General features: G+C 42.8%; 18 protein-coding genes. 16 read left to right on the top strand and 2 right to left on the bottom strand.

Translation table 11 applies throughout. The features are described 5' to 3' along the window. Positions 1-25: 25 nt before the first annotated feature. The 6 genes from gloB (at position 26) to msrB (ending at position 7749) form a co-directional block, all read left to right on the top strand. Positions 26-805 carry a hydroxyacylglutathione hydrolase gene (gene gloB / locus I6E84_RS08025; RefSeq protein ID WP_197217354.1) on the top strand — a complete coding sequence of 260 codons (780 nt, stop codon included), beginning with the start codon at positions 26-28 and terminating at the stop codon, positions 803-805. Positions 806-863: 58 nt separating this feature from the next. Continuing rightward, positions 864-1934 (top strand): microcin C ABC transporter permease YejB, encoded by a 1071-nt coding sequence (gene yejB, locus I6E84_RS08020; RefSeq protein ID WP_110923836.1) that lies wholly within the window; start codon positions 864-866, stop codon positions 1932-1934. A gap of 50 nt (positions 1935-1984) precedes the next feature. Continuing rightward, positions 1985-3016 carry an ABC transporter permease gene (locus I6E84_RS08015; RefSeq protein ID WP_197217564.1) on the top strand — a complete coding sequence of 344 codons (1032 nt, stop codon included), beginning with the start codon at positions 1985-1987 and terminating at the stop codon, positions 3014-3016. Between the two features lie 7 nt (positions 3017-3023). Next, positions 3024-4688 carry an ABC transporter ATP-binding protein gene (locus I6E84_RS08010; RefSeq protein ID WP_197217563.1) on the top strand — a complete coding sequence of 555 codons (1665 nt, stop codon included), beginning with the start codon at positions 3024-3026 and terminating at the stop codon, positions 4686-4688. Between the two features lie 227 nt (positions 4689-4915). Next, the gene (locus tag I6E84_RS08005) at positions 4916-6235 is read left to right on the top strand and encodes an iron-containing alcohol dehydrogenase (protein WP_197217352.1); all 1320 of its coding nucleotides are present in this window, start codon (positions 4916-4918) and stop codon (positions 6233-6235) included. A gap of 290 nt (positions 6236-6525) precedes the next feature. Next, positions 6526-7749, top strand: a complete 1224-nt coding sequence (msrB, locus tag I6E84_RS08000; RefSeq protein WP_197217351.1) for a peptide-methionine (R)-S-oxide reductase MsrB — start codon at positions 6526-6528, stop codon at positions 7747-7749. A 99-nt stretch (positions 7750-7848) separates the two neighbouring features. Here the strand turns inward: msrB and folE are convergent, their stop codons facing one another. After that, positions 7849-8445 (bottom strand): GTP cyclohydrolase I FolE, encoded by a 597-nt coding sequence (gene folE, locus I6E84_RS07995; RefSeq protein ID WP_227681373.1) that lies wholly within the window; start codon positions 8443-8445, stop codon positions 7849-7851. Positions 8446-8787: 342 nt separating this feature from the next. On the opposite strand from folE, the gene I6E84_RS07990 reads away from it, so the two are divergent. Both I6E84_RS07990 and I6E84_RS07985 read left to right on the top strand, forming a co-directional pair. Beyond that, positions 8788-9594, top strand: a complete 807-nt coding sequence (locus I6E84_RS07990) for an enoyl-ACP reductase (protein WP_110923842.1) — start codon at positions 8788-8790, stop codon at positions 9592-9594. Between the two features lie 159 nt (positions 9595-9753). Beyond that, the gene (locus I6E84_RS07985) at positions 9754-10452 is read left to right on the top strand and encodes a YoaK family protein (protein ID WP_197217349.1); all 699 of its coding nucleotides are present in this window, start codon (positions 9754-9756) and stop codon (positions 10450-10452) included. 53 nt (positions 10453-10505) lie between these two features. Here I6E84_RS07985 and I6E84_RS07980 read toward each other — a convergent pair whose 3' ends face one another. Next, on the bottom strand, positions 10506-10658 hold the full coding sequence (locus I6E84_RS07980; RefSeq protein ID WP_197217348.1) for a hypothetical protein: 153 nt from the start codon (positions 10656-10658) through the stop codon (positions 10506-10508). 446 nt (positions 10659-11104) lie between these two features. Between I6E84_RS07980 and I6E84_RS07975 the strand changes: the two genes are divergently transcribed. The 8 genes from I6E84_RS07975 to I6E84_RS07940 form a co-directional block, all read left to right on the top strand. Then, on the top strand, positions 11105-12526 hold the full coding sequence (locus tag I6E84_RS07975; protein ID WP_110923844.1) for an SLC13 family permease: 1422 nt from the start codon (positions 11105-11107) through the stop codon (positions 12524-12526). Between the two features lie 139 nt (positions 12527-12665). Further along, on the top strand, positions 12666-13454 hold the full coding sequence (locus tag I6E84_RS07970) for a metallophosphoesterase family protein (protein WP_197217347.1): 789 nt from the start codon (positions 12666-12668) through the stop codon (positions 13452-13454). Between the two features lie 168 nt (positions 13455-13622). After that, positions 13623-14231, top strand: a complete 609-nt coding sequence (locus I6E84_RS07965) for a DUF1543 domain-containing protein (RefSeq protein WP_197217346.1) — start codon at positions 13623-13625, stop codon at positions 14229-14231. An 82-nt stretch (positions 14232-14313) separates the two neighbouring features. Further along, on the top strand, positions 14314-15060 hold the full coding sequence (locus I6E84_RS07960) for a hypothetical protein (protein ID WP_197217345.1): 747 nt from the start codon (positions 14314-14316) through the stop codon (positions 15058-15060). A gap of 288 nt (positions 15061-15348) precedes the next feature. Then, positions 15349-19482, top strand: a complete 4134-nt coding sequence (gene hrpA / locus I6E84_RS07955; RefSeq protein ID WP_197217562.1) for an ATP-dependent RNA helicase HrpA — start codon at positions 15349-15351, stop codon at positions 19480-19482. A 165-nt stretch (positions 19483-19647) separates the two neighbouring features. Next, positions 19648-20250: a class I SAM-dependent methyltransferase gene (locus I6E84_RS07950; protein WP_197217344.1), complete on the top strand. Its 603-nt coding sequence runs from the start codon at positions 19648-19650 to the stop codon at positions 20248-20250. Positions 20251-20630: 380 nt separating this feature from the next. Beyond that, entirely contained in the window at positions 20631-21593 is a 963-nt protein-coding gene (locus tag I6E84_RS07945; RefSeq protein WP_197217342.1) for an OmpA family protein, read from the top strand. Positions 21594-21676: 83 nt separating this feature from the next. After that, positions 21677-22584 (top strand): Ig-like domain-containing protein (locus tag I6E84_RS07940; protein WP_227681372.1); only part of this gene is annotated, 908 nt, incomplete at its 3' end.

Here is a 22584-nt window from a genome sequence, read left to right as displayed (position 1 = left end):
AGATAACTATTCGTAAGGATTTACCATGAGTATTTGTATTCACCCGATTAAAGCGTTCAATGACAATTATATCTGGACATTGATTAATGAAAACAATAAGCAAGCGATTGTCATTGATCCAGGTCAGGCTGAACCTGTCGTTGCCTACCTAGAAGAAAATAATCTAGAACTGACGTCTATCTGGACCACGCATCATCATCATGACCACATCGGCGGCGTCGCAGCGCTACAAGAGTCTTATCCGATGACGCACCTAGTGGCGCATACGGAGCATAATGTCGATGAAGATCAAACTATCAAAGACGGCAGTACGGTAAGTGCATGGGGCTGCTCCGCACAGGTTTGGGATGTGTCTGGTCATACAGCGAGCCATGTGGCCTATATTTTAGATATCGATGGGCGAAAGCATTGCTTCTGTGGTGACACGCTATTTAGTGCAGGGTGCGGACGTGTATTTACCGGTACGATTGAGCAATTGCATGACAGCTTTAAGCGTTTGAATGGTCTACCTGCTGAGACGCTACTATATCCTGCGCATGAATATACGGCCAGTAACTTACGTTTTGGATTGTCGATTGAGCCTGCCAATGAGGCAATGCAGCAAGCATTGGCACAAGCAGAAGCGCAAACCGCACAAGGTATGCCGACATTACCTGTGACCCTAGAGCATGAGCGTATGGTAAATGTATTCTTACGTACACAAGAGCCCAGTGTGATAGCAGGTGTGAAGGCTAAAATGAGCATCAACGATGATAAGTCTTTGACCGTATTTGCTGCTTTACGTGAGTTAAAAAATAACTTCTAACTGCGTTCACCGCTCGTTTTCTCTATCGTCATGTTTGTTATGTTAGGAAGCTGCTGTTATGGGTCGTTATATCTTAAAAAGATTACTGTTGATATTACCGACGCTATTTTTAATATTGCTCGCAAACTTTGTCATTGTACAAGCAGCCCCCGGCGGTCCTGTTGAGCAGCAGCTTGCGCTTATTGAACAAGGCGCAAAAGACAATGCGCTGGCTGGTAATATTGGTGCGGGCAGTGCAGGTAGCAATAACAGCACGTATCAGGGTACGCGCGGTCTATCTGAAGAGATGGTGGCAGCGATTAATGCGCAATATGGTTTTGATAAATCGGCCCCCGAACGTTTTTGGCTGATGCTAAAGAATTATGCCCAGCTAGATTTTGGTGAGTCGTTTTTTAAAGGTCAGACAGTAACCGACCTCATTGTAGAGAAGCTACCAGTATCAATCTCGCTTGGGCTATGGAGTACGCTGCTAATTTATATGATAGCGATTCCACTCGGGGTCTATAAAGCCATGCATCATGGCTCTGGGATTGATAAAGCAACGGCTATGCTGCTCGCTATCGGTCATGCGATACCCGTCTTTGTATTTGCCGTCATACTACTGGTGTTCTTTGCGGGTGGCAGCTACTGGAATATCTTTCCACTACAAGGGCTAACTTCCGAGAACTTTGACCAATTGAGTGCTCTTGGAAAAGTGAAAGATTATTTTTGGCATTTGGCATTGCCTTTATTGGCAAGTACGGTCGGTGGGTTTGCTGGCTTGACCTATTTGACCAAATTTAGCTTTTTAGAAGAGTTAGGCAAGCAATATGTGCTTACCGCTCGTGCCAAAGGTTTAGGAGAGCGGCAAGTGTTATACGGGCATGTTTTCCGTAATGCTATGTTAATCATTATCGCTGGTATTCCAGCCGCTATCGTTGGTATTTTCTTTGCCGGTAACTTTCTGATTGAGATTATCTTCAAATTAGATGGTTTGGGCTTGCTTGGCTTTGAAGCCATTCAACAGCGCGATTATCCAGTAATCTTTGGTACGTTATTTATCTTTACCTTGGTGGGATTGTTATTACAATTAATCAGCGATTTAAGTTATCACTTGATTGATCCCCGTATTGATTTTGAGGGGCGCTAATGTCAAGTCATCTATTACCTTCAATACCCTCATCTGACTCTCCTGTTTCTATGCCAAAAAAACGTCGGCTAAATCCTATCTGGCAGGCACGCCTAAACCGTTTTCGCCAAAATCGCCTTGGTGTTATCTCGCTATTTGTTTTTGCGCTGATATTTACCATTTGTATGGCATCCAATGTGATTGCCAATGACAAACCGCTACTGGTGCAGTATCAAGGTGACTATTACTTTCCTGTTATAAAGGCTTATCCTGAAACGACTTTTGGTGGTGTGTTTGAAACCGAAACCAATTACAAAGATCCTGCGGTGCAAGCATTGATTGATGAGCAGGGCTTTTATATTATGCCGCCGATTCCCTTTGCCGATCAGACACCCAACGTAGAGCTAGGCATTCCTTATCCAGCGGCACCTAACGCCCAAAACTGGCTTGGTACGGATGACTTAGGCCGTGACGTACTGGCACGCATACTTTATGGATTGCGAGTGTCTTTACTATTTGGCTTGGCATTGACACTTGCAGGCGCATTGATAGGTATCATTGTCGGTGCCATCCAAGGCTATTACGGTGGCTGGGTTGATTTAATCGGGCAGCGTTTTATGGAAGTGTGGGGCGGGATGCCTCAGCTGTTTATGATTATTATTTTGGTCAGCTTATTCAGTCCAAGTATCACCATGCTGTTTGCCCTGATGCTATTGTTTGGCTGGATGGGTCTGGTGGGTTTGGTACGGGCAGAGTTTTTGCGCGCGCGTAACTTTGATTATGTCCGAGCTGCTCGCAATCTTGGTGTGTCGGACAGCCAGATTATGCTGAGACACATTTTGCCGAATGCTTTGGCCTCAAGTTTATCGCAATTGCCCTTTATTTTAACGGCGAATATCATTGCCTTAACGGCACTAGACTTTTTAGGATACGGTTTATCGCCAGGTTCACCATCGCTTGGTGAGCTAATGGTACAAGGTAAAAATAATCTGGATGCACCGTGGCTGGCCTTATCTGGGTTCTTCAGTTTGACCTTTATTTTATCGCTACTCATCTTCGTTGGCGAAGCGCTACGTGATGCATTTGATCCGAGGCGCTCTTAATATGACAATGACGACTGCTAAAAATAACCGATTAAATAAAAATAATGGTCAGGCAACAAACACAGTCATACTGTCGGTAGATAAGCTCAGTATTCATACCGATGGGGGCGTGCCTTTGGTGGATGAGTTGTCTTATGAGCTGACGCAAGGGCAAACCCTAGCTATCGTTGGTGAGTCAGGTTCTGGTAAATCAATAGCCAGTCTCGCGCTGCTGGGATTATTACCAGATGGCTTAACCGTTACAGGCAAGGTACAGCTGGCAGATTCAGCAGGTATGACAGCATTGCCGGTAGCTAATGGTAAAGGGCGGAACACGGCACTACGTGCTGTGCGTGGGCAGCGTATTGGCATGGTATTTCAAGAGCCAATGACTGCGCTTAATCCTCTACATACGGTCGCTAAACAAATTGCTGAGTCACTGCGCCTAAGTGGTATTCCTAAAAAGCAATGGCGCGAACAAAGTATCGCCTTGCTAGACGATGTTAATATTACCGATCCTGCTGATAAGATGAATCGCTATCCGCATGAGCTATCAGGTGGTCAGCGTCAGCGCGTCATGATTGCGATGGCATTGGCACAGCAGCCTGATATTTTAATCGCTGATGAGCCGACTACGGCACTTGATGTGACCTTGCAACATGAGATTCTTGAGCTGTTAGACGATCTAAAGCGTCAGCATAATATGGCAATGGTGCTTATCAGTCATGATCTCAATTTGGTCAGACGTTATAGTGATGATGTCATCGTTATGCGCCAAGGAAAGACGATTGAACAAGGACAAACGGCCGCTGTATTTAATCAGCCCAAAGCAGAGTATACCCGCACGCTTATCCAGCAGGATTTTGGTCAAGCGTTAATTATATTGGATGATAATAAAAGTGAGCCGTCAACGGTATTGCAAGTAAATAGGTTACAAGTACAGTTCCCAATGGAAAAAAGCTTATTTGGCGGTACAAAGCGTTGGTTTGATGCGGTTAAAAGTCTAGATATAATGCTGCATAAAGGACAGGCACTGGGTATCGTAGGTGAATCCGGCTCTGGAAAAACGACGACGGCGCTTGCTTTAAGTCAGTTACTTGGTAATACGGCGCGTGTTGATGGACAGATAATAGTCAATGGGCAAGATATTGCGGCATTATCGAAACGTGAGCTACGCACTTTTCGCTCGCAGATTCAGATGGTGTTTCAAGATCCGTTTGCCAGTATCAATCCTCGTATGACAGTGATGCAAATCGTTGAAGAAGGGTTGCTCGTCCAAGGTGTCGATAAGGCCACTCGTCAGCAGGCAGTCATTGATAGTTTGGCTACCGTACATTTATCAGCTGAGTTTGCGCAGCGCTATCCGCATGAGTTGTCTGGTGGTCAGCGACAACGTGTGGCACTCGCACGGGCGCTTATCATGCAGCCAAGTCTATTAATATTGGATGAACCGACTTCTGCGCTGGACAGTACCACGCAGGTGACAGTGGTTAATTTACTACGTGAGATTCAGCAAAAACTGCAAATTAGCTATGTATTTATCAGCCATGACCTAAAAGTCGTGCGGGCGCTATGTCAAAAAATTATGGTATTAAAAGACGGTGCGTGTGTAGAGTCAGGGAGTACTGAAGATATTTTTCATAATCCGCAACATCCGTATGTCAGGCGTTTACTACAGGCGAGTAGCACTTAGTCGTGACATCAGACCTGACATAAATGGAATTGACTGTAGCAGTTCATATTAATAGCGATATCATATGGATAGCAGTGATAAACTAAGGGTAGAAAGTGATTTTTTAGCGTAAATATTAAGGCATGCTTTGACGTTATAGATGTGCTGTTACTTTACTAATAGCTTTTAGTCGCTGATTAAAATGGTTGTTATTACTATTTTGGTATTATTAAAAGGACTGTTTACCCATGAAGAAGCAAAATAGTATTTCTAGATTAGTAGGTAACGCTGGATTGCAACATGCAGGGTATGTCGCCGTTGCTAAGACTCGCGCCAAAGTGCTGAAGGCATTTTCTTACGTCATTTCGATCAGAAGACCAATGCTGTTCGTCGGTGAGTCTTCCTGTCATGAGCTGTGCGATATGCTCATCAATGAAGGCAGCACCAATGTCTTTATTGTCACTGATGCGGTACTAAATAAGCTTGGTATACCTGCGAAAGTCACCGATTATCTAGACGCAAAAAATATCAGCTATCATGTCTATGATGGTGTTACGCCAGATCCTACTTTTGCAGTCATCGAAGAAGGTCTAAGCCAGTCTATAGCAGCAAAATGCGATGCAATCATCGCCATCGGTGGCGGTTCGGTCATTGATGCTGCCAAAATGATGGCGATGTCGCAGGGTAATCGCTGCGAACCTAAGCAGCTCATTGGTATCCTCAAAGCAAGAAAACCCGCCATTCCGCTGTACTGTGTGCCGACGACGGCGGGCACTGGCTCAGAAGCCACACTCGGTGCGGTAGTGTCTGATGACAAGACACATCAAAAGGCGCTCTCTATTGATCCTAGAATGGTACCATTAGCAGCTGCGATTGATCCGGTTATTATGAAAGGCATGCCAGCTCATATTACCGCTGATACGGGTATCGATGTACTGACACATGCGTTAGAGGCATGGATGAGTGTGAACGCTAGCGTAGAGACCGACTATTATGCGGCCTCTGCGGTCAAGTCTGTTATGCAGTACTTACCGATAGTTTATCAGGACGGTGGCGACCTGAAAGCAAGAGAAGCGATGGGTGTGGCTGCTCATTATGGTGGTATTGCCTTTAATAAAGCTGGTCTCGGTTATGTGCATGCGATTGCTCATCAGTTAGGAGCGTATTATCGTATTCCTCATGGTCGTGCAAATGCTATTGTGTTGCCTTATGTTTTGGATGTGAACCGTCAAGCAAGCCAAAAAAGACTGGCGGCATTGGCTAGAAAAACAGGCATAGTAAACACAGATCAAGCAGCTGGAAGTGACAGTATTGACAGTGCAATAACCGATTATCTAATCGCTCAAGTACGTGAGCTAATTACAGACTTAAATATAGACCCTACTGTTGATGGCTTACAAACCAGTGATTTTGATAATATTGTTAAAGCCGCTGCAAAAGAAGTCAGTGATACCTATGCAGTACCACTTTACCTCACAGCATTTGAAATAAAAGATATCTTGATAAAGATCAAGCAGGCAAGTGATCACTGTATGAATGACAAAACAGAAAGTACTAAAGTAGCCTAAGATATATAAATGCGGTATAAAAAGAGCATGCTACCACCAGTGTAGCGTGCTCTTTTTCCGTTATTACGCTGTATGGGTTTAGCTTATAAATACTCAAAAAACCGCTATTCGAAAGTAAAAACCTAAGAAATAGCTTAAACCAAAAACATTAGACGATGATTGTTCAGTTTAAGTACAGAGTTTTTAATCTACGTTAAATTTTTATAACAAACTAGGTGTATTCCAGTGACACACAAGGGTTATGATAACTGTGTAGCCTCACTCCATAACATTATTTTTAGGATATTCTAATGAACCTCAAACTAAACACCAAGGTCGCTGCTATGGTTGTTGCGGCGAGCAGTACCTTCTTTGTCGGCTGTGCTGCCACTGAAAATACTGCGAAGACCACGCCACCAACCACTGGTAATAACCCTTATGCGCCTACAGATCCTAATTTGGCTGTGGCAACAGTCGCTGGCGGCTGTTTTTGGTGTGTAGAAGCGGGTTATGAGAAGATACCTGGTGTTGTGGAAGTGGTATCAGGTTATACAGGTGGTGAGACTCAGAATCCAACTTATAAACAGGTATCGGCAGGTGGTACCGGTCATACGGAAGCGGCACAAGTATATTATGATCCGACGAAAATAACGTATAATGGCATAGTACAAGCATTATGGCGCATCGCTGATCCAACCGATGCTGACGGCCAGTATGTAGATCGTGGAACCCAGTATCGACCTGCTATTTTCTATAATAATCAACAAGAAAAGCAAACGGCAGAAGCGGCGAAAAAAGCGTTGCAAGACTCTGGCGTCTATGACAAGCCAGTGGTGATAGAAATCGTTCCTGCCAGTACCTTTTACCCAGCAGAAGATTATCATCAAGATTATTATAAAAAGAACCCACTTCGTTATAAAGCGTATACCTTCAACTCTGGTCGCTACCAGTTTATCGAGAGCGTATATGGTAAAAACTATGAGTTGGATTTTAGTCAGTTCAAACCAGCTGCTGGTAGTGTGACAGTAAATACATCAACCACACCTTCAAATACCGCAGTGGCTACTACTGGTTTTAATTCAAAGACCTTTGTAAAACCTGCCAAGAGTGAATTAAAGAAATCACTCAGTGATATTCAGTATAAGGTGACTCAGGAAGAGGGCACTGAGCGCGCTTTTGATAATGAATACTGGGATAATAAAGCGCCTGGTTTATATGTCGATGTCATATCAGGTGAGCCGCTGTACTCTTCTCGTGATAAATACAAGTCTGGAACAGGCTGGCCAAGCTTTACTCGTCCATTAAGCACAGATATGGTCGTTGAAAAAGAAGATCGCGGTATCTTCTCCGTTCGTACGGAAATTCGTAGTCGCTATGCTGACTCTCATGTCGGTCATGTATTTGATGATGGCCCTGCACCAACAGGCAAGCGCTACTGTATGAACTCAGCAGCACTGCGTTTTGTACCATTAGCAGATATGGAAAAAGAAGGTTACGGTGATTGGATTGATGACGTAAAACCAATTGCTTCTTAACTTTTGACAGAACTAAAATAAGAAAAGGACGCTAATGCGTCCTTTTCTTATTTCTGAATATTTAATGACTCTATATTTAATGACTCTTTATGCTAATAATCAAAAAGCAGGTTGACGCTTAGGTATCGCGCTCAAAAACTCTGTACGAGCTTGATTATCATGGACAAACTCGCCTAACATCGACATCGTACGTGTAGTGGAATGCTGTTTACCTACACCACGCATCATCATACACATATGTGCGGCATCCATCACGACAGCGACGCCGCGGCAACCAGTGACTTCCATAATAGTTTGTGCTATTTGTTCGCTTAGGTTCTCTTGAACTTGCAAACGACGGGCAAACATATCAACGATACGGGCAAATTTTGATAAGCCTAAGACTTGTCCGTTAGGTAAATAGCCGACATGTGCGATACCATGAAACGGCAACATATGATGCTCGCACAATGAATAAAACTCAATATTTTGTACCAATACTAGCTCACGATTGCTCGATGGGAACAGCGCATCATTGACGACTTCATCTAAGTTCTGATGATAGCCTTGGGTTAAATGGGCAAAAGCTTTTGCGGCACGCATGGGTGTTTCTTCAAGACCAGGGCGGTGCAAGTCTTCACCAGTTGAGCCGATCAATTGACGATAAGAATCGGCGCTCTCTTGGTAATTTGATGTTATTGTTAGGGTGTTACTCATAAGTTTGGCAGCCATCCAAAATGTGGGTGTAGCTTAACGCTAAATCCTTGTTTACAAACAATGGTTGTAAAGGATTATTATAAAAATTGTGCAAGCTGGGAAGGGCTGTGATTATACTTGAAATCTGCTTAACTTCATACTGCTGTGGTTCGTAGTTCAATGTTTAATCAATATTAGGCACCATTGTAGGCAAATCTAGTTTACGACTGTTTACTTAAATTAATTCGTGTATAATAGTTCACCTATCATTTGTGTTTAATTATCACTGGCTATCTGTCATATATAACAACTCTAAATAATTTTTTAATATCAATAAATTTGATCGATTCAAAAGGAAATACTATGCTACTTCAAGGACAAAGATTTGTCGTAACGGGCATTGCAAGTAAACTCTCTATCGCTTGGGCAATCGCAGAAGCGCTACACCGTGAAGGTGCTTCACTGATTTTGACTTACCCAAACGATAAGATCAAAAAACGTGTGGATATGGCTGCAGAAAAATTCGAAGCAGATTTGGTACTAGAGTGTGACGTAGCATCTGACGAGTCTATTGCTGCTTGCTTTGAGCAAGTGACTGCTCATTGGGGTGATGGTATTGACGGTGTGGTACATGCAATTGGCTTTGCACCGATGGATCAGCTAGATGGCGACTTTGTCAACGCGACCACTCGTGAAGGCAGTCATATTGCGCATGATATCTCAAGCTATAGCTTTGTTGCATTAGCCAAAGAAGCTCGCGCATTGCTAGCCATGCGTCACGGCTCTATGCTGACATTAACTTATGAAGGTAGCATCTCAGTATTGCCGAACTACAATGTCATGGGCATGGCAAAGGCCAGTCTTGAAGCCAGTGTACGCTATCTTGCGACCTCTATGGGCGGTGAAGGCATCCGTGTTAATGCGATTTCAGCAGGTCCTATCCGTACGCTTGCTGCTAGTGGTATCAAATCATTCCGTAAAATGCTCGATGTCAGCGAAAAAATCGCACCACTACAACGTAACATTACCCAGACAGAAGTAGGTAATGCTGCATTGTTCTTATTATCTCCGTGGGCATCTGGGATTACTGGTGAAATTATGTTTGTTGATGCTGGTTTTAATACCGTTGCCATTAGCGAGCAGTTAATGATGTTGGACGAACCAAAGTAACTGTCTTAGATAATTGAGAGTATTCTTAGGTAATTAATAGCATTGTTTAAAAAATAGCGTTTAAAAAATAGCGTTTAAGAAATAAGGAAGGCAGCCAATTGGCTGCCTTTTTTGGTTTATACTAGGGGCTATTTTTAAGTTAGCCTTCAGGCAGTGAATATGATAACTAAACTACCAAAGTGGATATTGTGGGGTGGTGCAGTGCTTGCGTTTAGTGCGGGCTGCGTCAATACTGCTGCATTGATGGGCTTTGCTAATTTATCAGTCTCTCATGTTACTGGTAATGTGAGCTTATTTGCATCAGCGATTGCTTATTTAGATGTGCACAGTATTTTGTATATTGGTGCGCTGCTGCTGTCTTTTTTAGCGGGTGCGGTCTTGAGTGGTTTCGTGATTGGACAAGCACCTTTAAAGCTGGGTAAACGTTATGGCCGTGCGTTATATCTTGAGGCGTCATTACTGCTGATTAGCTATTGGTTGTATCAACAGCACGATTATTTAGGACAGTTAGCCGCTGCGATGGCGTGTGGATTACAGAATGCCATGGTTGCTACTTATAGCGGTGCCGTCATCCGTACCACTCACCTCACAGGATTGACGTCAGACATGGGCGCAGCGATTGGTAATTGGTTGGCAGGTCGTTCGATCAGCAAGCCGACACTAGGTTTCCAAGCTATTATTTGGTATTGCTTTTGCGGTGGCAGTGTCGTCGGGGCATTTTTGTACGCCAAAGTAGGCTATGGCGCGTTGCTAGTGCCTATCACTATCGTACTGACAGCAGCATTTATATATAACTATGCGTCAGATCACTTGCCAGAAAAAAGACTGCCAAGATCTGAAAAGCGCTCATCATCATAATAAGCGCCTATTCTCTTTTGTTTTAAACATGAAGCGGTCATTTATTTTTCGCTTTATTCTTCATGGTCCTCATGTTCGTGCATACCTTGCATCATATCTAATGCAGAGTCATCAGTACGTTGCTGATCTTCTTTGGCTAGACCGTCTTGATTGATGTCTGTCGGTGCCATTTTTGTGGTTGAGTCAGTTTTATTTGCATCTGTCATAAAGTGCTCCTGTTTATTTTTATGTATTTCTAGCATAAATCTCTAATAGAAATAGGCTTTGAGATATCTACTATTATTTAGCTCGACTGTCAGTATGAGAGACGGCTATACTCTTGTATACATACGGTGTACACTTGTTTAGTGAATATATGTAACCAGAGATTATATAGGTTTTCAATGGTGCGCTTCTATTTCTAGTGCATAGATAAAATGCATAATTACGCCACAGGTAACATAGAACTCATTGCTAATAAATATGTGAGCATTAAGAATAGTTAAAAGAATGTTCTGGTATAAACTTATTAAGTAATTTGTCAATTAATTTTTCTGTCATATATCTGCTATGATAGCCACGTATTTTTTTGGGTTAATGACAAAGTGAATACTATAGTTGCCTTCATATGTAGGGCATTTTCACACTGTCTTTGAGGAAATAAGGACGTTTTATGTCAGAGCAAAAACTAGACAGTCATCTACCTAACGATGGTAATGAGTATTTATTTACCGATACCTTTCCAAAGGGTACTGGTAAAGGATTGATTGTTGTCGCTATTGCGGCGATTGTCGCTATGATTATCTATAATGTGTTGCCATTCGATATTAATGCCAATAAAGGGCTAGCCTTGTTGTTTTTCATTGGCGTGCTGTGGTTAACGGAAGCGGTACACGTTACCATTACTGCGCTATTGGTCGTGGTCGTGGGTGCACTGATTGGCATACCAGACTTCGATGCCAAAATCGGTTTAGAGAGTTTTGCTAGTCCGACGATTTATTTGTTCTTTGGTGGTTTTGCTTTGGCAGCCGCCTTGCATGTACAGCAATTGGACAAAAAAATCGCATTAAAGATTTTATCGATGTCAGGTGGTAAGCTAAACACTGCTGTGTTTTTGATATTTGGCGTGACGGCATTTTTGTCAATGTGGATATCGAATACGGCCACTGCGGCGATGATGCTACCGTTAGCGCTTGGGATATTGACACAGGTCGATCGTGAAAAAGATCGTGGTACGTTTGTATTTGTCCTACTAGGTATTGCTTACTCAGCAAGTCTGGGTGGTTTGGGTACTATCGTCGGTTCGCCACCTAATGCTATCGCAGCAAAGGCACTGGATATCGCCTTTATTGACTGGATGAAGTTTGGTATACCTATGATGTTGGTGTTATTGCCACTATTATTAGGTGCGATGTATGTGTTCCTCAAACCCAATCTAAATCGTAAAATCGTGATCGTAGAAGATGAGCCTATTGCTTGGAATAAACCGCGTGTGGTGACGATTATTGTCTTCATTGTTACTGCATTGAGTTGGATATTTTCCAAACAAATTGGTGAAGCACTAGATATCACTGATACGGATGCCATTATCGCTTTATCAGCGGCTGCAGCAGTGGTGAGTTTAGGATTGGTATCGTGGAAGCAAGTCTCTGACAATACGGATTGGGGTGTACTCATGCTGTTCGGTGGCGGTATTGCGCTGTCGACAGTGTTGAAAGTATCAGGCGCGTCTCTAGTACTGGGTGAAACGGTCGCTAATGCCTTGTCTTCGGCACCATTGGTTGTGGTGATGATTGCGGTATCTGCGTTCATTATCTTCTTAACCGAGTTTGCCTCTAATACAGCATCTGCCGCATTGTTGGTGCCAGTATTTGCTGCTATTGCAGAGCAGATGGGCTTGCCACATGAAGTGTTGGTATTGGTCATTGGTATTGGTGCATCATGTGCCTTTATGCTACCAGTTGCGACACCACCAAATGCTATTGTGTTTGGTACAGGTCTCATCAAGCAAACAGAGATGATTCGTACTGGTATCATTCTTAATATTATCGCCACCTTTGTTGTGGGGCTGTGGGCATATTTTTTCTTAATATAGTTTAGCAAATAATATAGTAATGAAACCAAACCCGATGTTTTAAGTGATGCTTAAACATCGGGTTTTTTACTTTCTGAGGTTTTAATATTTGCTTCTTAGTATTTGTATAAGACCTTATTGGTGAGAGGAGGTAAGTAATATGATGAACCTTGATGATCAGCAGATAAGTACCATCGCTGCAATTTCTGACATTCATAGCAATGTCTTTGCTCTAGAGGCGGTTCTTGCAGACATAAAGCGTCGCAATGTAGAACAAATCGTCAATCTTGGTGATATTTTGTATGGTCCGATTGCGCCGAAAGCAACTTATGAGCTGCTGATGACCTATCGAGACGATATTATTACTATTTGTGGTAACCAAGATAGGCAGATATACGAGGCGACAGCGGCAGATATTGAGAGTAATCCGACACTAGGTTTTATTATCAAAGGCTTGCCTAAGTCGGCTATTGAGTGGATGCAAAACTTGCCTTTTGACTGTCATTTCAGCAAAGACGTTTATCTGTGTCATGGGTCACCAACGGATGACATGATATATCTGTTAGAAAATATAGAAACAGGACAACCAAGAGTACGTAGTGACGCAGATATTCTGGCATTGCTCAATGGTATTGATAGTAAGGTTATCGTATGTGGTCACACCCATATCCCGCGTACGATAAAGCTATCGACCGATCAAATGGTTATCAATACTGGTAGCGTTGGTTATCCCGCCTATGAAGATGACTTACCTAATATCCATAGGATGCAGACCTATTCTCCTCATGCAAGTTATGCAATTATTAGATGTGTTGATACCGAGAAAGGGAAGCGCTGGCAAGCAGAGCATATTAAGGTGCCTTACGATTATGAGGCCGCTGCTCAATTAGCTTCAAAGAATGGTCGAGAAGATTGGGCGTTTGCACTGAGAACGGGGCGTGTGTTTTAAGCTCGGTATGACATTATTTATTTAATAATCTACCCCCTAACTTTAACTATAGTCGATTCAATTTAAAAGTAGTACAAGGCAACCGAGTGTAGATGTATATTAAATACTTCAAGCAAGGTTAACGCTGTAATACTTTCATAGTGGAATGACTATATAAGGCAATAATTTATGCCAACCCTATATATGATTCAACTGGGTGCTCGGCCCAAAGGTCGCTTGATTGAACAGCACGATATTTTCTTTGGTGTGGCCAATCAGGTGAGTGAGTTAATCGCAGATATCAATGAGCATTGGCCAGAAGTAAAAAACAAGTGGCATATTGACTCGTATCGTGCGGTTACCAATGTTGATGGTCATACTATTAAATTGGTTGAGCCCAGTAATAAAACTGACAATCAAACAGACCATAGTAAAAGCCTAAAGCTGTTTTTTATCAATCTTGGCGGATATCAGCAGGGCAGTTTTGAAGAGTTTCATTATAAGTTACTCATCGTTGCCCCCAATCAAGCGGATGCTATTAAACAAGCAAAACAGAGTGCGTTTTATCAGAATTTTACTTTTAAAGATAGCAACTCGCCTTTTGATGCTGCTTCACATATTGATGATAAGTTTGAAGTGGATATAGACGATATATATAACGTGAATGATCTGATATCAGACCTTCAGTTAGTGATTGAGCCTATCGATGGCATCGATAAAGCAATAAGTGATGATTCACCAGATAAAGAATATGTCGGCTATTTGAGTATCAAGAATTTGAAAAAATTGGCGTTATGATTAATAAGTATGATTAACAAGCTGATTGAATAAATAACTCATTCACAAAAATAAAATAGGGCGAGCATATTTGCAAAATTTCATGAAAGGATTTTTTAAGTGGGTTATTGCAGGTATTGGCATGGGAATAGGAATGTTCACTGTTCTAGTGGCTGTAGAGTTCTGGAATAATAAGAATGAACCAGAAAAATCTGATGACACTACAGGAGTATCAAGTAACGAGGCTGAAAAGGCTATAGAAGATAACAGTGAGTTATCAAGCTCTCAATCTATGGTAAATGATCAAGACGTACCGATAGGTTATAAATTGATGGAAGAGGGAGGTGTCATGTTAGATGCACCTATTATGGGCATGGAATGGGAGAGTGTGAAAGATGAAAACACGACCACTAGTCCACGTGTGTATGAACCCTTTATAATATATCAATGTGTCACGGAAGACGGTGAGCATTTACGTTTGGATGTGATTAATAGCGATATTGGTTATATGCTCAAGTACTATTTTGCCACTCAAGGTAACCCTTTAAAGCTAGAAGCACAGCAAGCTACTGAAGATGCCTATTATGTGAAGTACCTCAATTCTACTGATATCACTATGCGGGATCCAAATAATTATTATAATTTGACACAGTATGAAGACGGCGATACCTCTTTTTATATTATTAATGCCATCACTGGTCAGGAGATGAATCATTTTTCTTGTGAAAATAACTCGATTGAAAATGATCAGTATGCTTTGATTGCTCAAATGGAGCCAGAGCATTTTAAATTTAAACCTATGACTGACGAGCTTGAATCTCTTTTGACTGAGCGTTTTGAAAATCAGTAAAGGTCTTTTTGGTTACCAACCAAACATCAGAACCAACTTGAATCGCATTCAAATTACCCCCATAATCTAACCACTTCTAAATAATAAATAGCCTAAGTAAATATGTCCAATAATTCTGAGAATACCACACAAGCATCTAACGAAAATACTACTCGTCAAACCAATAGCACCACTAATCCGAATAAAGAAAACGATAGCACAAATCACGAAAATTTACGTATTACATCGCGTAGTGCTACACCAAACAGTGCCACACCATGCAGTGACAAAACAGCTGCTCAATCTCATATGAGCACTGATTTGCCAGTACTCGCCAAAGATAGCTATTACTTAACGCGTCTAGAGCGAGAGCTGGCACGTGCCGTTGTGTTGAGTAAAAAAGAGAATAACGAAAAAGCCAATGAAGCGTTAGCGAAAAAACGCGAGCAATACGACAAAATAAAAACGCGCTCTCAAGAAGCAGTACAGGCACGTATTGATAGCATTCCTGCAGACTTGCCAGCCAAGCTAAACCTTGATTTGCCCGTGAGTCAACGTGCAGATGATTTGATTCAAGCCATCATCGATAATCAAGTCATTATCGTCGCAGGTGAGACAGGTTCTGGTAAGACGACGCAGTTACCGAAGCTTGCGATGCTGGCAGGACGTGGCATCAAAGGGCAGATAGGGCATACGCAACCACGGAGACTAGCAGCGAGAAGTGTGGCAAACCGTATTGCAGAAGAATTGGGCGAACCCTTAGGGAATACCATTAGTTTTAAAATTCGTTTTAATGAGCAAGGGTCGGCGCAATCTGTTGTGAAGCTTATGACGGATGGTATCTTATTGGCTGAACTGGGTCATGATCGGTTTCTGAGTAAGTACGATACGATTATTATTGATGAAGCACATGAGCGTAGCTTAAATATTGACTTTATTATGGGTTATCTGAAAAAGATGCTACCCAAGCGTCCGGATTTAAAAGTCATTATTACTTCAGCGACACTAGATACCAAACGCTTTAGTGAGTATTTTAGTCACTATGATGCCAAACTTAAACGTAAAGTACCTGCACCAATTTTTAATGTCGAAGGTCGAAGCTTTCCGGTAGAGGTGCGCTATCGTCCACTCACTGATGAGCCTGTTACGAGCTCTGATGATGACAGTTATGATGACTTTGAAGAGAACTTACCGCGTGCCATCGTTGCTGCAGTAGAAGAGTGCTTTAGTGATGCACAAAGCAAAGGACATGCTGATCAGGCAGATATCTTGATATTTGCCGCGACGGAAGCCGAGATTCGTGAGACACAAGAAGTCCTAGAGCGTCATGGACCTAAGCACACCGAAGTATTACCTTTATTTGCGCGGCAGACGTACGAAGAGCAGCAGCGTATTTTTCAGCCGTCTGGTCGTGGTCGACGTATCGTCATTGCGACCAACGTGGCTGAGACAGCGCTGACCGTACCCGGTATTCGCTATGTTATCGATCTAGGATTTGCGCGAATTTCCCGTTATTCCTACCGCTCACGTGTACAACGTTTACCTATTGAAGCGATTTCACAAGCAGCAGCCAATCAGCGTAAAGGTCGTTGTGGTCGAGTTGCGCCGGGTGTTTGTATTCGCCTTTATAGCGAGGAAGACTTTAGCGGTCGTCCAGAGTTCACTGAACCTGAGATTCTACGAACCAACTTGGCGTCAGTTATCTTGCAGATGGCCAATCTTCGCTTAGGTAGTGTCGATGATTTTGCCTTTATTGAGCCACCTGATAGCCGCTTGGTCACGGACGGGCATAAATTGCTCGACGAGCTAGGAGCCATTACTTCTAAAACTGAAGCCACTTCTGCGAATAAAACCAATAAGCCAAAACCAAAAAAAGGTCTTGATCATCTCGCATTGACAGCTACTGGTCAAAAGATGGCACGTATGCCGATCGATCCAAGGCTGGCACGTATGTTGGTCGCGGGCTCTGACTTTGATTGTATTCGTGAAATGCTCATTGTCGTCGCTGCGCTAGCGGTACAAGACCCACGCGAGCGTCCTGTCAATAAGCGCCAACAAGCCGATCAAAAGCATGCGGAGTTTCGCCAAGATGACTCTGACTTCTTGTTCTATTTAAGCCTATGGAAAGCATTGTTTGAAAAGGACGAAGACGGCAATAAGCTGTCTGGTAATCAGCGCAAGCAGTTTACTAAGAAAAATTATCTGAGCTTTCCACGTGTACGAGAGTGGCATCAGACGCATCGCCAACTGGTGCAAATGGTAACTGATTTGAAGCTTACCGATGTCAATGATGCCAAAGCTGCTGCTAAGGGCAAGGCGCTAGAGGTTACTACTGGCGACCCTACGGCGATTGAAGATGAAGAGCTAAAGGCAGTTAAGTACGCGAACCTGCATCGTGCGTTGATGACAGGTCTGTTATCCACTATCGCTCACAAAACTGAAAATCGTGGCGAATATCTAGCAGCCCGCCAACAAAAAGCCAAGATATTTCCAGCCAGTACGGTATTTAAGCAGATACCACCATGGGTGATGGCATTTGAGGTCGTAGAAACTTCTCAGGTATTCATGCGTACGGTGGCCAAGATTGAGCCAGAATGGATTATCTCCGCTGCTGGTGACTTGTTGAAGTATCACTATTTTGAGCCGCATTGGTCGAAAAAGACAGGTCGCGTCAAAGCCTACGCACAGATTAGTTTATTTGGTCTGATTATTATCAGTAAGCAGCTGACCAATTATGAGCAAGTCAATCTAAGCGAGTCACGTGAAATATTTATCCGTGATGGTCTGGTCACTGGCAATTTGGGTCGTCAAGCGCCATTTTTACAGCACAATATGGACAAAATCGCAGACATCGAACGTATTGAAGATAAATTACGCCGCCGTGATTTGTTGGTAGATGAAGAGTCGCTGTACCAGTTTTATGACAAAAAAATCCCTGAGCACATTGCCAGTCGTAAATCTTTTGAAGATTGGCGCGCTGAGGTCGAAAAATCTGACACCAAGCATCTTTTCTTTACCGATGATGACGTACTCAATAGCCAAGCACCGACCACGGGAGACTTCCCAGAAGTATGGAAGCTGGGTGACTTAAAACTACCGCTACGTTATATCTTTGACCCGGCAAGTGATGATGATGGTGTAACCATTCGCGTACCGCTTGTCGCGTTGCCGCAGCTTGATGCCATCGAGCTATTGTGGGGCGTACCTGGTTGGCGCTATGAGCTAGTGCTACAATTACTTAAGTCATTACCCAAAGATATCCGCCGTCAGATAGTACCGATTCCTGATACGGCTGATGGTTTGTTTGACGAGTTGCAACCCGCTGGTGGACAAGGACTATTGAAGCAGCTCTGCCAAGCGTTGAATCGTCGCGGTATTATGTCAGTGACACCAGATAAATTTAATCCTTCTACTATTGACCGCTACTTGCAGCCACAAATCTGTGTGGTCGATGATAAAAACCGTATTATCGAAAAAGGTCGTGACCTGCAAACGTTACAGGTTCGACATGCCAGTGAAACCCGTCAAGCCGTTAATGAGCAGCAAGGAGCACATACTGAGTTCCCTGAACATTTTGCCTTTAGCAAAAACCATCACAGTGCAGGCGTGGTGATGAAGCAGTTTGCGGCTTTGGTCGCTGATGAAGCAGGTGAAGCGGTATCGATTCATCAATATACGGATGTTAATGCGGCATTACAGGCGCATCGCATCGGAGTACTCTCCTTAATTAAGAGTAAGCTTGGCGCAAAGAAAAAACAGCTCACCAGTCAAGTTGATAGTATCTTTAAATTGGCCTTTGCACCACTTGGCGATATGGGTAAGCTTAAGACCATCATCATCGATGCAGCATTAGACGCGGCGCTTGAAGAGCATTATATATTATTTGATCACAGTACAGACTTGCCTGAAAATGCAGATGATACTGCGGTGGCGCTTGCTGAGGAGCTACCGTTTACCTCAGAAGAGTATCAGAAAACATTAGAAGTCGTGGCTGGCAATTTTTTATTGACTGGTCAAAGCGTGATCAAAACGCTTAAAAACGTCTATACCCGATGGCAACGTATTCGCCAAGGATTATTGATGCTAGATCGGGAGATATTTGGTGAATCTATCGAGGATATTGAAGATCAGCTAGAAGATTTACATTTGGCTGATTTTGTCTATCGTATGGATTATAGCCATTGGCAACAGTATCCACGTTATCTAGAAGCATTAGAGGTTCGTCTTGAACGCCTTGAGCACAATCTGGATGCGGATCTGGATGGCGTCTATGCATTAGATTTACATATGGAGCGACTAGCAGGGCGTGCGGACAAAGACGCCATTAGTGACTACCGCTGGATGGTGGAGGAGTATCGTATTCAGCTATTCGCCCAGCCAATGAAAACTCGTATGGCAGTATCACCCAAGCGTCTAAGTAAGATGTGGGATAAGGTGAGTTAGTCAGATAGTTATAGTGCCAAACAATCATAAGTTTTTTAAAACTTGGTAGTGTGACGAGTTTTAAACCACTGATTCAACAGTGACTATTTCACTAATGCTTTGTGGTTATCTTATGTAAGCTACCGTCAAAGTAAGAGATAATCTCAAACAAAAAGGATGATAATTATGTGGGACGAACGCTATAGCGGAACAGAATTTGCATTTGGTAAAGAGCCTAATGATTTTTTGAGAGAAACGTTTGAGCAGATTCCCACAGGTGGGCACGTATTATGTCTGGCAGAGGGCGAGGGTAGGAATGCCGTTTTCTTAGCGCAGCAAGGCTATAACGTTACTGCGATGGATATGTCCGAAGTGGGTCTGACAAAAGCGACACAGTTGGCAAAAGATAGAGGGGTGACAATTACAACTCAAGTGGCAGATTTGGCCGATTACCCCTTTGGTACCAATAAATGGGATGCTATTGTCTCTATCTGGGCACATGTACCTGACGCGTTACGTCAACATATACATGCGCAGATTGTCACTGCTCTAAAGCCAAATGGTGTGTTTATTGTTGAAGCCTATACCAAAGAGCAGCTAGAGACAGATGCTATCGGAGGACCACCTGTCAGTCAAATAGAGCGTTTTGGGTTGTTAGAGAACTTACAAAGTGAGCTTGTAGCGCTTAAGGAAATCATTGGTATTGAGCAACTGCGTATGGTGTCAGAGGGGAAGCGTCATCAAGGACTTAGCGCTGTTGTACAGTTTGTTGGAAAAAAGCACAAATGAAATGACAAAAGTTAAGTAGTTTATTTTTATAAAAACTATTAGAGAATATTAAGAATTTTTTCTCGAGCCAAGCTATATATATCCTGAGTGAGTGAATATTTAATTTGAAAAATTAGACTAATGTTTGGCTATTTTAAATGACGAATTGTGAGTATTGATATATAATCAATACATCAGAGTTATGTGTAATTATGCATTATTACTTTCTTACACATAAATTATGTGTATTTTTTTGCCAAATATAATACGGATATACTTATTTTGAATAAGTATGTTCATAAAAAAACTGTCTTAATGTAAGTTCATAGCTCAAATATAGCGTATTGTTAGAAAAACTCAGAAAAGTTACCCACAAATCATTGATGAATTAGGAATGAACCATGGAAAGAGTATTCAAGAATATGACAGCGGCTATCGTATTGCCAGCCCTTTTATTGAGTCTGTCAGCTTGCGCCATGACTGGTCACAGTAGTGTTGATAATGAAGGCGACAGCCGGCGAGTGGGTAACGTAACATGGAACAACCAAGCTGATACCGACTTCCAAAAAATCTTGGCTGCTAACGTTGATACTGACGAAACGAGACTGGTCTTTATCCGCAAAAATGATGATGATGTAGAACAAACCAGTGCCAACGTATCCATTAATAATAGATTCCAAGTCAGCTTGCATCCTGGTAACTATACTGTCGTCAATTCTTGTGTTGGTACCAATCAAGTTAGTGCACATGCTACGGGCTTTAAAGACAATGACTTACTAGCAGACAAAAAAGACTATCAGCTGGTAGGCGGTCAAACCTATTTCTTTTATGTAGATATGGACGATACAGGCAAAAGTAAGCTTGATCAGATAACCGCTGAAAGTGCCTTACCATTACTAGATGCTAAACGCTATCAAACGCATCAAATCAGCCGAGTGGTACCTAACTGCCCAGCGCCTGTCGTAACACCGCCACCTATTGTGCAACCGACTGTACCTGTACTCGCTGAAAAAGTAACCATTGAACTTGAAGTCTTGTTTGAGACAGACAAATCCATAGTACGCCCTGAATATTATTCTAAAGTATCTGAGTTGGCCGCGTTTATGGTGAAATATCCTAATACTGTCGTGACCATCGAAGGTCATACCGATAGCCGTGCCAGTGACAGCTACAACCAAGCTTTATCACAGCGCCGCGTAGATGCCGTCAAAGAAGTGTTGATAACACAGTTCTCAGTTGCGCCTGAGCGCTTAACTGCCATTGGTTATGGTGAATCTCAGCCAAGAGCCAGTAACGATAATGCAGCAGGCCGACAGCTTAACCGCCGTGTGGTTGCAGTAGTTGAAGAACGCACAAGCAGCTAATAAAAAATGATGCATAGGCAACCACACTTGCCTAATTAGAAATACTAAGCGGTATCACTGAATTAAAAAAAGAAGGTAATAACATGAATACTATAATCGTAAAAACGAACGATGTGCATAAGACCATCAACCAAATAGAAGTGGTTACTCAAGATGGCATACCAACAGTCATCCAAGCGACAGATAAAGTCAATTACGAGTTTCATGATACCGCGATTAACCGTGCCCCTAATCACATCATTACCAAACGCATTAAGAATGATTTACATGTCTCATTTGAAGAAAATGGTGAAGACAGCGATCTCATCATAGAAGGATTTTATGACAATCCAGATAGTGCTTTAGTCGGTATTGCTGAAGATGGAGAGTATTATTACTACATTCCAGATACTGGTGAAACGTATGACTATGTCACGCAATTAGAAAATGGTGACGTAGAAGGACAAGCTTTGGGTGGAGAAGAATATATTGCTGCAGCCATACCTTGGTGGATTCCTGCAGCAGCAGGGATCGGTTTGGTAGGTTTGATTGCTAGCTATAGTAGTGATGATAATGACGAGAATAGCGCACCATCAGCAATAGGTGAAACCCAAAGCGGTACGGTGGGACAACCTGTAGTTATAGATGTTTTGGCTAACGACACCGACCCTGATGGCGACATAGACCCAACCAGCGTCAAGCTTATTGATCCGACTGATGGCTCTGAAGTGACAACATTAACCGTACTAGGCGAAGGCGAATGGATCGTTGACCCAGACACAGGTGTGGTTACCTTTACGCCAGAAACAGGATTTACTGGCGATCCAACTCCTGTTAGCTATGTGGTTTCAGACAGTACTGGCTTGAAATCTAACCAAGCGACCATTACCGTTGACTATATACAATCAGCCCCCGTGGCAGTAGATGACGTAGGATCAGGCCCATTAAACCAGCCCGTATTGATTGACGTGTTGGGTAACGACACCGACCCTGATGGCGACATAGACCCAAC

The sequence above is a fragment of the Psychrobacter sp. SCQQ22 genome (genome assembly GCF_015864605.1).
Taxonomy (GTDB): Bacteria; Pseudomonadota; Gammaproteobacteria; order Pseudomonadales; family Moraxellaceae; genus Psychrobacter; species Psychrobacter fozii.
The sequence above is the reverse complement of the archived record's forward strand: the minus strand, read 5'-3'. Positions and strand labels throughout refer to the sequence as shown.